The sequence below is a fragment of the Streptomyces sp. LS1784 genome, from assembly GCF_020103755.1.
GTDB lineage: Bacteria > Actinomycetota > Actinomycetes > Streptomycetales > Streptomycetaceae > Kitasatospora.
The window spans coordinates 1-10759 of sequence record NZ_JAHSQD010000279.1 but is presented as its reverse complement, the minus strand read 5'-3'; the positions used below and the strand labels follow the sequence as shown (position 1 = coordinate 10759).

The 10759-nt window shown below is 71.0% G+C and carries 9 protein-coding genes and 4 pseudogenes; 8 read left to right on the top strand and 5 right to left on the bottom strand.

Going from position 1 to position 10759, the window contains the following annotated elements:
* The first annotated feature begins 189 nt into the window (after positions 1 to 189).
* The 4 genes from KS423_RS48585 to KS423_RS26950 all read left to right on the top strand — a co-directional run bounded on the left by KS423_RS48585 (position 190) and on the right by KS423_RS26950 (position 4597).
* Positions 190 to 891 carry a helix-turn-helix transcriptional regulator gene (locus KS423_RS48585; RefSeq protein WP_224282366.1) on the top strand — a complete coding sequence of 234 codons (702 nt, stop codon included), beginning with the start codon at positions 190 to 192 and terminating at the stop codon, positions 889 to 891.
* Between the two features lie 180 nt (positions 892 to 1071).
* Positions 1072 to 2292 (top strand): Dyp-type peroxidase, encoded by a 1221-nt coding sequence (locus KS423_RS26960; RefSeq protein ID WP_224282365.1) that lies wholly within the window; start codon positions 1072 to 1074, stop codon positions 2290 to 2292.
* Between the two features lie 77 nt (positions 2293 to 2369).
* Positions 2370 to 3431 carry a beta-propeller fold lactonase family protein gene (locus tag KS423_RS26955; RefSeq protein ID WP_224282364.1) on the top strand — a complete coding sequence of 354 codons (1062 nt, stop codon included), beginning with the start codon at positions 2370 to 2372 and terminating at the stop codon, positions 3429 to 3431.
* Positions 3432 to 3664: 233 nt separating this feature from the next.
* The gene (locus tag KS423_RS26950) at positions 3665 to 4597 is read left to right on the top strand and encodes a TIGR03619 family F420-dependent LLM class oxidoreductase (protein WP_224282363.1); all 933 of its coding nucleotides are present in this window, start codon (positions 3665 to 3667) and stop codon (positions 4595 to 4597) included.
* 100 nt (positions 4598 to 4697) lie between these two features.
* On the opposite strand, the pseudogene KS423_RS26945 reads toward KS423_RS26950, so the two are convergent.
* From KS423_RS26945 to KS423_RS26925, 5 genes and pseudogenes are all read right to left on the bottom strand, one after another.
* Positions 4698 to 5213, bottom strand: a pseudogene (locus KS423_RS26945) (ATP-binding protein); the annotation flags it as partial.
* Between the two features lie 135 nt (positions 5214 to 5348).
* Positions 5349 to 6137 (bottom strand): annotated as a pseudogene (locus tag KS423_RS26940) (IS701 family transposase); the annotation flags it as partial.
* A complete protein-coding gene (locus tag KS423_RS26935; RefSeq protein WP_224282362.1) occupies positions 6064 to 6417 on the bottom strand; it encodes a hypothetical protein in 354 nt (117 codons plus the stop codon). The gene KS423_RS26935 and the pseudogene KS423_RS26940, both read right to left, overlap by 74 nt.
* Positions 6418 to 7159: 742 nt before the next feature.
* Positions 7160 to 7477, bottom strand: a pseudogene (locus KS423_RS26930) (transposase); the annotation flags it as partial.
* A 7-nt stretch (positions 7478 to 7484) separates the two neighbouring features.
* Positions 7485 to 8456, bottom strand: coding sequence for a DUF5996 family protein (locus KS423_RS26925; RefSeq protein WP_224282361.1), 972 nt, complete (start codon positions 8454 to 8456; stop codon positions 7485 to 7487).
* Positions 8457 to 8862: 406 nt separating this feature from the next.
* Here KS423_RS26925 and KS423_RS26920 point away from each other — a divergent pair, with 406 nt between their 5' ends.
* The 4 genes and pseudogenes from KS423_RS26920 to KS423_RS26905 form a co-directional block, all read left to right on the top strand.
* Positions 8863 to 9339, top strand: a complete 477-nt coding sequence (locus KS423_RS26920) for a hypothetical protein (RefSeq protein WP_224282367.1) — start codon at positions 8863 to 8865, stop codon at positions 9337 to 9339.
* Positions 9340 to 9400: 61 nt separating this feature from the next.
* Positions 9401 to 9562: a hypothetical protein gene (locus KS423_RS26915; protein ID WP_224282360.1), complete on the top strand. Its 162-nt coding sequence runs from the start codon at positions 9401 to 9403 to the stop codon at positions 9560 to 9562.
* Between the two features lie 344 nt (positions 9563 to 9906).
* Positions 9907 to 10116, top strand: a complete 210-nt coding sequence (locus tag KS423_RS26910; protein ID WP_224282359.1) for a hypothetical protein — start codon at positions 9907 to 9909, stop codon at positions 10114 to 10116.
* Between the two features lie 198 nt (positions 10117 to 10314).
* Positions 10315 to 10759: pseudogene (locus KS423_RS26905) on the top strand (hypothetical protein); the annotation flags it as partial.

The window sequence follows — 10759 nt, the reverse complement described above, 5'->3', positions numbered from 1 at the left end:
ACCGCAACCGCGGCCGCCGCACCGCCAACGCCGGCCCGGCCTTCCGGCTCGCGGCCGACGCCGCCCTGCCCCCCCGCCCTCGTCCACCCTGCAGCCGTCGAGAGCCAGGCCCGGGAGGTCGGCCCGGCCGAGGCAGGCGACGACACCGCAGAGGGCGACGCACCACCGGGCCATCGCGACGCCGCCCGCCTGTCCCGCACACTGTCCCACCTCCAGCGCAGCTCCGGCACGACCATCAGGGCCCTGTCGCAGGCGGCAGGGGTCTCCCCGTCGTTCGTCTGCCGCGTCCTGTCGGGGCACAAGATGCCGTCCTGGCCCATCACCCGCGCGATCGCCGAGGCCTGCGGCACGAACCCCGACGACCTGCGCATCCTCTGGCAGACCGCTCACGGAGCCCGCCCGCGGCCCCCCGCGATCCGCCGCAACGACAGCGAACTGTTCGCCGAAGCGCTCGCCACCCTGCGCTCGGCCCTGCGTGGCCTGCACCTCGCCGCCTTCAGCCCGCCCCGGCCCTGGTCTGCGAACGGGTCGACGGGCCCCTCAGCCCGCGAGACGTCACCGGCCTCCTCGGCGAGGAGACGGCTGCCACCTCCCTGCCCGACTGGCCCGTCATCGGCCAGGTCGTCGACGCCCTCAACGCCGATGCGGACATGGCGGCCCCTGTGGGAGCACGCCCAGGTCGCCCGGGACCCCTACTGGACCCCTGAAAGGTCGACGCTTCGGAGCGTCACCTGCGGCGCCGGCCCCGCACCCGAACGGCGTGCCCGGGATGCAGGCGAGCATCGACCGTGGTCGTATGCCACTGTCAGTGACATCGGTCCGGGCGTGTCCACGAGGAGTCCCCGGCTCTCCGACCATCCGGGGTGCGGCCAGTCACCGCCCGGATACTGACGAAGGCCCCCGACCGGTCATCACCGCCGTGTCGGGCAGACGAGGGTACCGGCCCAGGCTGCAGGTGGACACCACCGTGCTCGATCCGGGAGAGAGAACATGGGTGACGAGAGGGGTGCTGCCCTGGCAGACGGGCGGCATGACGAAGGGTGCCCCGCGGGTCTCCTTGCGCGACGGTCGATGCTTCAGGGCGCAGCCGCCGGCCTGGTCGGGGTGGCAGGCGGGAGCCTGCTGGGCAACCGGGAAGCCATCGCCCAGGAAGGGGACGGCAGCGACCGGACGACCGGGAGCCTGATTCCGTTTCACGGCTACCACCAGGCGGGGATCGCCACCCCGCCCCAGACCGTCGGCGCGTTCGCCTCCTTCGACGTGAAGGCCACGAACCGCGCGGAACTCACCGAGCTGTTCCGCGCGTTGACGGCCCGGGCCCGATCGCTGACCTCGGGACGTACGGATCCGGATGCGTCCGCGGACGCTCCGCCTGCGGACAACGGAATCCTGGGCCCCGGGGTTGTGCGGGACGATCTCACCATCACCCTTGGCGTCGGTGCGAGCCTGTTCGACACGCGCTACGGACTGCAGGCACGCAAGCCCGTCCAGCTCAAGCAGATGGAGCCGTTCCTGCACGACGACCTGGACCCCGAACTGTGCCACGGCGATCTGTTGCTACAGGTGTGTGCCGGTCACCGCGACAGCACCGTCCACGCGATGCTCGACATCCTGACCCACACCAAGGGCATGCTGAAGCAGCGGTGGAGCTTCCACTGCCAGCGCAATCCGCCCCGCCCGACCGGGACTCCGCGTGACTGGTTCGGGTTCAAGGACGGCATCGCCAACCCCGACACCACCAACACGGCCCAGTTGGACAAGGTGGTCTGGGTGCAGCCCAGCACCGACGAGCCGGCATGGGCGGCAGGCGGGACGTACCAGGTGCTGCGCATCGTCCACTTCTTCCTCGATGCCTGGCAGAAGGTGCCGGTCGCCCAGCAGGAGCGGGTCTTCGGCCGCCGAAAGATCAGCGGCGCTCCGCTGTACGCCGTCTCGGACGACGCGCCGGAAACGTTCGATCCCGTCTACACCAACGACCCGCAGGGACTGATCACCCCGCTGAACTGCCATGTCCGGCTCGCCAACCCGCAGACTCCGGAGACCGCATCGACCAGCACCATCCTGCGCCGCAGCTACGACTACGAGCGAAGTCCCAGCCTGGACGGCCAACCAGACCTCGGGCACCTGTTCTGCTGTTTCCAGCGCGAACTCGACACCTACGTCGCCATGCAGACCCGGCTGGAAGCCGAGGCGCTCGTGCCGTACATCAGTCCGCGCGGCGGAGGCTACTTCTTCGCCCTTCCAGGAGTGCGCGACGACCAGGACTACTTCGCCCGCGGGCTGCTGACCTGACCGCCGCCTCCGGGCCGGTCGTACGGCAGACGGTCCGGGCCGCGAACCGAAGTTCCGCGAAGTACCCAGGAGGCGAGATGCGTTTCCGAACCCCCTCTGGTTTCCGAGTCCCCACCAACCGCGACCTGGGCAGAAAGGCGGTCCGACCAGCGCTGGGGGCCGGCGTCGGGCTCCTGCTGGTCTCCGGTCTCCTCGCCGCACGGCTCATCCCGGCGTCCTCCCCGCCGTCCTCCGCCGCCCCACTTGCGGGTGCCGGAGGCCACGTGTACGTCACCAACCAGCTCGACAACACGGTCTCGGTGATCGACGCCGGCACCAACAAGGTCGTCGCGACCGTCCCGGCCGGCGACGCTCCCGAAGGCATCGCGATCACCCCCGACGGCAGGTACGCGTACATCGCCGACAACGGATCGGCCACGGTCTCGGTGCTCGACACCCGTACCAACGAGATCGCCACCACCGTGCCGGTCGGGCACAACCCCACTGGCGTCGGCCTGAGCCCGGACGGCGGCTACCTCTACGTTGCCAACGGCGGGTCGGACAGTGTCTCGGTGCTCGACACCCGAACCAACCAGGTGACCGCGACGGTCCCGGTCGGCGTCTCCCCGGTGCGCGTCGCCATCAGTCGCGACGGCGCCACGGCCTACGTCGCCAACAGCGGGTCCCACAGCGTGTCGGTCCTCGACACCCGGACGCGGCGCGTCGTCCGGAACCTGACCGCCGGACGCTCCCCGGTGGGCGTCGCCATCGCCCCGGACGGCGAATCGGCCTACGTGGCCAACGAGACGGCGGCAACCGTGTCCGTCGTGGGAGTCCGCGCGGGGGCGGTCACCGCCACGGTCCCGGTCGGCGAAGGCCCCTTCGACGTGGCGCTGGCACCTGACGGTTCCAGGGCCTATGCCGCCAATCTCGGCCCGGGCACGGTATCCGTGATCGACACCCACAGCCACCACGTCTCGGCGACCGTTGCCGTGGGCCCTCCGGGCACCGACCCGTTCAACCTGGCAGTCACCCCGGCCGCGGTCTACCTCACGAACCAGGGAGCGGGCACCCTTGCGGTCATCGACCCCAAGAGCCTCAAGGTCGCCGCAACCGTGACGGTCGGTACCAGCCCCTACGGCGTCGCGGTGAGTCCCTGACCGCGGCGTCGCCGCACGCAGCAGCCGGGTCGATCGGTGTCTCACCAGCACCGAGGCGGCCGGGCTCGTCGGCTGGTCGGTCGGCAGGTTCGACGTCACCGCCGAACGCCGCGGCCTCACCCCCGCCGCTACGACCGCAACGACGGTCGCCCTACTCGGCACCGACAGGCACGGATCCTGCGGACGGGGGTACAGCGGCTGCGGCCGGGAGCACCGGAAGCCAGGATCGATCCATGGCGATTCGGTTGGGATTCGGGCTGCCCCAGATGAAGTGGTACGACCTCGCGCACGCTCCGGCGGAGGCGGCACGAGCAGCGGAGCGGATCGGCTACGACAGCCTGTGGGTCTTCGAACGGGTGCTGTTCCCCGAACGTCCGCGGCAGGGCCTGTACGACGTGCCAGGACTGCCCTGGCCGGACTCCTACCGGTCGGTTGCCCATCCGCTGGTGGTCCTCTCACTCGCCGCCGCGGCAACCGAGCGGGCCCGGCTCGGCAGCAGTGTGCTGATCGCGCCCTTGCACGGTTCGTTTCAGCTCGCCCGCGCCCTGGCGACGCTGGATGCGGCGAGCGGCGGCCGCGTGGTCGCGGGACTGGGGACGGGCTGGTCGCTGGACGAGTACGCGGCCGCCGGGCTCGCCCCCTTCGAGGAGCGCGGAGCCGTGCTGGACGAACTGCTGGATGTCTGTGCGGCGGTGTGGGGCCCGGACCCCGTGTCGTACCAGGGCAGGCACACCGTGATCAACGAGGCCGAGGTCGGGCCGAAGCCCGCGCACCCCATCCCCGTCTACCTGGCGGCGTCCGGCGGCAATGCCCTGGACCGGGTGGCCCGCCGTGCCGACGGTTGGCTGCCGGCAGGCATGACACCCGGACAACTGGCCTCCCGGTGGCGTGAGATCACAGAGCGCGCCGCGTCGTACGGCCGCGATGCGAGCGCGCTTCGCATCTGCGCGAGGGCGAACATCCGGATCACCGAAGCCCCGGTCCGCGATGCCGAGCGGCAGCCCTTCGTCGGCACGGTCGAGCAGATCGTCCAGGACACGGCCGGCTATGCGGCCGCAGGGGCGGACGAGGTGCTGCTCGACCTCCAGGCGAACGCGCGGGATGTCGGCGAACTCGCCGATCTGGCAGCCCGGGTTCATGCGGAGGTCCGCAGCGCGGGGATCTGAGAAGCCGGCCCGATCGGGATTCACTCGGTGGATCCGGGCTCAGGGATCGTCCCTCGCCGTACGAATCTGTCGTAAAGCAAGGCCGCGAGGACGCGATCAGCTGGAAGAACAGGTTCGCGGCCTCGGATTCGAAAGGGATATAGCCGACTTCATCGGTCACGATCAGCGGGTAGCGGCCGAGCTTGACGAGTTCGTCCTGGAGGCGGCCGGCGTGGTGGGCGGCGGCCAGGCGGTCGACCCACTGGGCAGCGGTGGCGAAGGCGACCCTGTGTCCTGCCTGGCAGGCCCGGATGGCGAGTCCGGTGGCCAGGTGTGTCTTGCCCGTCCCGGGCGGGCCCAGAAAGATTGCGTTCTCCCGGGCGGCTATGAAGTCCAATGTTCCCAGATGGGCGAGCTGCTGGCGCGTCAGCCCGCGCAGGTGGGCGAGGTCGAGGTCCTCGAGGGTCTTGATGGCAGGGAAGCGGGCGGCACGGATGCGGCCCTCTCCGCCGTGACTGTCGCGGGCGGCGACCTCACGCTGCAGGCAGGCGACCAGGTATTCGGGGTGGGTCCAGGACTCGGCCTGGGCGCGTTCGGCCAGCCGTTCGGCGGCGTCCAGCAGGGCGGACTCGGCCAGTTGCTCCTCGGCGGTCGGGTGGAGCGGCGCTGTTGGTCAGGCCGCGATGTGGGAACCCGGCCGTTGGGCTGTCAGAGGCGCCGCGCGGCAAGGGCTCTCAACTTGTTGAACGGATCTCGGGGGCAGTTGCGGCCTGGCGATCGAGACCAGGTCTTTAAGCCGGGTGACTACGGGGCCATAGCATACGTAATGGGCGATCTCGGTCGGGTCGCTGACCGAGCGGCGGGCCAGAACCCAGTGCCCCACGCCGTCCTCCCACACCGGTCGGATCGCCACCCGGGCCCAGTCGCAGACCCGCTCGCCGTGGGAGCCCTTGCCGCCGGACAGGCGCTTCCAGGCCTGCCGCGGCAGCGTGGCGACCAACTCGTCGACCCGGACCTCACGCCACCCCACGGTGATCACGGTGTCGTTGACCCTGGTGGCCAGCACATACCCGACGCCGCGTTGCTCCAGCCAGACCCGCAGGCGCTTGACCTGCCCGTAGGCCTCGTCCGCGGTCACCCACGCGAACGGCACCCCGGCGTCGATCGCACGCTGCAGCATCCAGCGGAAGTGCTCGTTCTTCGTCGCGAACGGCACCTCGTCGGGCACGCCGGCCGCCCGGCAGCGCTCGCGGTCGTCCGTCCACGATGCCGGCAGGTACAGTTCCCGGTCGATCAACGCGCGGCCCTTCGCCGAGGCGTAGGCCAGGAACATGCCGATCCGGGAGTTATCCGTCCGCCCCGCAGTCCCCGTGTACTGGCGCTGGACCCCGGCCGACCGCGAGCCCTTCTTCAGGAAGCCGGTGTCGTCGCCGATCAGCACCGCGTTCTTGGCGCCGATGGTCTCCACGACGAAGTCCCGCACGTCGTCACGGACGGCGTCGGCGTTCCAGTCGGCCGAGTTCAGCAGCCGTTGCATCCCGTCCGGGCAGTCCTCGCCGGCTGAGCAGCGCCTCGTCGGCGTTCAGCTCGAACCACTCCCCGGTGCCCTCGGTCACGACGAACCACTGCCCGCCCGGGCCGTGGCCGTCGAGGAAGACCTCCAGCGTGGTTCTGTTCACGAGTTCTGGTTCTGGCTCGCTTTCCGCGGAAAGCGAGCCAGAACCCCTTCTGGCGATCAAAGCCACCAGCGCGAACTTCTCGTCCCCCGCGCGCACCTGGGCCGCGGTGATCCGGTCGCTGCGCACCTGCATGACCCCCGCAGACGCCGTGTCGGTGCGCACTGCCAGCCACACCTGCGGGCTCCTGCGGCTGGGCAGGCTCCCGAGTAGGGCGTGGGCGACGGCGGCCAGGCCCTCCCCGGTCGCCTCCGTGAGGTAGTCCCCGGTTCGCTCGTCGGCGCTGCGCGCCAGCCGGTCGGCCTGCGCCCGACGGTCGGTCCCGTTCGCACCGGTGCCTCATGGGTTTCCCCTTTCCTCTAGCAGCTGGCCGGACGTCGGCCGGGCAACCCAACCAGCCTGCCCGGGGTGGGCCTGCCGCATACCGGGACACCCGACAGGCTTGGTCTGTGGAGCGGCGGAAAGCGGGGACAAGCTGCGCGAGCCGGTGGACCGCCGCCTGACCCAGCAGTCCGCGCCCAGCCCCGCCCCGGCAACCGCGCCACCGGTCGCCGAGGGCACCGTCCCCACCGACCCCATGCTGCGTCGCCTGCCGATCACCGACGTCTCCGTCGCCCTGGACCACGGGCTGTTCGGCGACTTCTGGACGTTGGCCGGATGGACCATCAACCCCGACGTCTACCTCGTTCTGGGCGAGGGCCACCAGGTCGGCTGGGTCGAGCGCGGCCTGCCCGGCCTCGACGACCGGTGGGTGGCCGTGTACGAGAACTACTTCATCGGCGACCAGGCCGTCCAGGAAGCGATGCTCCACAACACACCCCCGAACAGGCCGCCCGCACCGTCCAGCTCGCCTACCTGCAGAACCTCTGACCGGCCCGCCAGGAGGCGGCGGGGGACCGCCCGAGACCAGGTGGCGGCGGCGGAACCGGGCGATGGAGCGGAAGTCCGGGGCTTGGTCGGCGGCCAGGAGGCGGAACGCGACGTCGTCGGCGCACTTGCGCTCGATCGCCCTCGAGGAGCGGATGCCGGTGGTGTAGCCGTAGATCAGCAGCCGCACCATCAGCCGCGGGTCGTAGGGCGGGTAGCCGCGCTTCTCAGCGTAGTCCGCCAGGACCGGTCCCAGGTCGAGTATCTCGTCGACCAGGTCCGCGACGAACCCGGCCAGGTGGCCCTCGGGCAGCCAGTCGTCCAGCGACGGCGGCAGCAGCAGGACCTGATGCGGGTCTTCCGAGTCAGGAATCTCGACCTGAGTCAGCTGTGCTGGTACCGGACGAGCGCGGGCGTGTCCTGCTCATGTACCAACCCTCGACGCGGGGTCCGACGAGGTCGGACGGCCAGCCGGCCGTCTCGACGGCGGCATCGTAGACGGCGTCACCGAACGCCACAATGGCCTGGTGCGGGTCCGCTGTCTCCCTGAGCTTGGCCCATGGCAGACGAACCAGACCGGCGTCGGGATGCCAGGCGGCGCCCTCAACACCCCAGGACCGGTCCCCGAGACCGTCCGGCTGGGGCCAGATGTACGCGTACATGCCGACGTTCGGCGCCTTGGCATCCCCGAAGGAGAATCCCACCGACACGTACGCGTCGAGCTGCGCGTTCTGCATGAACGGCGGCTGGTGGGGCGTCGGCACGGTGGGCTGCGCCCGGTAACGCGTGGCGGACAGGTCGAAGCCGCCCCACATCACACCGACCCGGGGGCGGTATCCCAGGAAGGGGGCCTGCCACGCCTCGAGCCCGTCAGCGGCGAGGTTCAATGCTGTCCAGATCAGCCGGGCCGCGTCGCCGTCCCAGGTACGTTCGACGTGATCGTCCTCGAAGCGCGGCGGGGCATCCGGAATCTCGCAGATCAACGAGCTGCGCGGTCGGTGTATGCCGAGCTCGTCTGCCGCATCGCAGAAGGACGCATAGAACATGGCGACTGATCCCTTGGACAATGGCACCGTCCGCGAGCCATTGTCGGCCTCGATGACCACGCCACCGTCGAGCAGGTTGTAGTGCACCGTGAAGGTCACGCCCCGCTGCCGAAGGGTTGGCGTACTGAGCCCCCGGGGGGTGACATCGAGGACGATGTTTCCCCAGCCGACTTCGAAGGGTTCGTCGAGGGTGTACTTGCCTGCGACCTGTATCACCCGGTTCACGTAGTCGACCATGGGCGCCAGGTCCTCATAGACCAGCATCGGCCATGCATTGACAGGTTCGCTCACAGAGAGTCTCCCAGCGTATCGATGGGATCAGCGGGAGGAGACGTCAGGTGCCGTGCCCGCTCCCCCATGCAGCGTCGGGCGGGCCTCGGACACCGAACTGCGATCCAGTACCCAATTCTCACACGCAGGTCAGGGTCCTGCCCGCTCGGTGGCGCCGGGCGTCCGACCGACATGCTGGGCCCAGGGCGCGCGGCGGCCGCGCCCACTACGAACCCCGCCCCACCGACCCGCGCCGCTGGGACCGGCAGGGCGACACCTCCTGACACCGCCCCGGACCAACCCCAGCGGCCCTGCTGGCCGCCCGCCGGGCAACCGCGGCCCCCGCACTTCCCGTGCCACGGCTTGCCCCGCTGGTCCGGTCGGCCCCCTCTACGCCGGCCGGGACCTGAAGGCCCTGGCCAAGTTCGTGATCAACGAGCCGGACGCCTACACCTGGCTGGACGGTCTTGTGACGCGCTGGGAGCCGCGCGGCGGCCTGGTCTTCGGCTGCCTGCTCGACCTCACGGGCCTGCCCTACGACGCCCAGTGGTGGTGGCAGTTTGCCGCCGGAGCAGGGAACCTCACTGCCGCCTACTGCCTCTACCTGCACCACATCCGGATGGGTGAGCTGCGCGACGCGGAGCACTGGTTCCACCAGGCCGCCCGCCTGGACGAAGACGCCCCGGCACCCCTGCCGCCCGCCATGCCGGACGTGCTCGGCTACCCGCACCTGGCCGCGCTCATGGCCCGGCCGATGCCCGACGCCACCGGCCTGCCGAGCCCAGACCACGCACTGCGCGAGGCCATCGACGGCCTGCCCGCCACCAACAACGAGATGTGCGGGCCGTTCAGCCTGCCCACCGGCGACATCGCCCACCAGCTCCAGGAACTGGCCGCCCACTGACCCGACCGGCCGGGCCCGCACCGCGCGGGCCCGGCCCCGCACCAAAAGCCAGGAGACCCTCATGCCCACCCACGCCCCCGCAATCCTCGCCCTGGCCACCAGGGCCGCCGGCTACCTGGCCACCCTCACCGTCCTCGCGCTCACCGCCATCGCCGCCCCCACCCCCGCCCGCCGACGCGAGGCCCGCACCCTCCTGGCCCTGCTGCTCAACCGCAAGCCCTGACCGTTGCCGCACTGGCGTAGCCGCGGGTGCGCGACCGGCCCGCGCACCCGCACGCTGGAAGCGGCCGGCCCGTCGTTCGAACCCCCGAGCGGACTGCGGGCCGGCCCCTGTTCAGGCCCACGGTGTCGGTGCCCGCTGGGATGCTTGCCGAAGCGTTGCCGTCCTGTTCGTCCGCTACAGCGGCTGGGCGCGTCGGAGGTTCAGCAGGGTGGGGTGTGTCCAGAGCGCACGGACCCGACGAATGCGACGCGCGCATTTTCCCTCGCCGAGAGCAGTATGGAGTCGTCGGGGCGGCTTTGGTGGCTGGCATCGAGCCGCCGGGTGGGACTGTGCAAGGAGGCGTAATGACGTCGAATGAGTCTTCGGCCCCAGAGTTCTCGGTGGAGGCCGAAGCGCGCACCGAGCTGCTGAGGGCGATCAGCGCGGAGACCCGCGCCCTGGACCGGTACAGCGGGCAGCACCACCGTGCTCTGGTGGAGCTGGCCCATGCGTACGCGCTGGTGACCGGCGGCATCGGGGCGCCGGCCACCTCCAGCCCGGAGCAGCGGCTGTAGCCGGGCCCGCAGGCAGTGCGGTGCCGCACTGCCCGGTGCCCGGTTTCGGCGGTCCGGGGAGCGAGCAGGGGTTGCTGAGCCGGGCGTTCGCGCGGCCGGCGGCGCCCGACCACGGCGGGTCCAGGCCGTAAAGTCGGCGGGTGTCGGGTGCCACCGCATCTGCGGCGGTCGGATCCGGAAACCATGAGCGAGGTAGGTATGACCACCACATTTGAGACGCGTGACGGCGTCGAGTCCACCATCGCCCTGCTGGAACGCGAGCTTCCCGCGCTCCAGGAGCAGCAGGAGCGTCTGGAGAGTGAGTTGAGCGCTGTCACCGGACGTCTGGAGGCGGTGCGGGCCGCTTTGGACAGTCTGCGCTCGCTGGCGGCGGCGCCCCTGCTCCATCCGGCGCCCGCCGTCCTGGCGGAGGCTGTCGAGGAGGCGCGCCCCGTGCCGGCCGAGCAGTTCGAGGCCGAGGTGCCGCGCGCCCGAACCGGCGGCGCGGCCAAGGCGCGTCCGGTCACCGGCAGGAAACGAGCGGAGGCGGACAAGCCCGTCCGGGCGAGGAAGACCGGCAAGGCGAAGCCGGCCCCGCAGGCTGCCGCAGCCCCGCAGGCATCCCGTACGGCGGACGCCGTCGTGAACTTCCTGGCCACGGCAG

What these genes read in the sequence shown, in the direction of transcription:
- KS423_RS26955 (WP_224282364.1), top strand. Translation starts at nt 2,370, where the DNA reads ATGCGTTTCCGAACCCCCTCTGGTTTCCGAGTCCCCACCAACCGCGAC.
- KS423_RS26915 (WP_224282360.1), top strand. Translation starts at nt 9,401, where the DNA reads ATGCCCACCCACGCCCCCGCAATCCTCGCCCTGGCCACCAGGGCCGCC.
- KS423_RS26910 (WP_224282359.1), top strand. Translation starts at nt 9,907, where the DNA reads ATGACGTCGAATGAGTCTTCGGCCCCAGAGTTCTCGGTGGAGGCCGAA.
- KS423_RS26960 (WP_224282365.1), top strand. Translation starts at nt 1,072, where the DNA reads ATGCTTCAGGGCGCAGCCGCCGGCCTGGTCGGGGTGGCAGGCGGGAGC.
- KS423_RS26950 (WP_224282363.1), top strand. Translation starts at nt 3,665, where the DNA reads ATGGCGATTCGGTTGGGATTCGGGCTGCCCCAGATGAAGTGGTACGAC.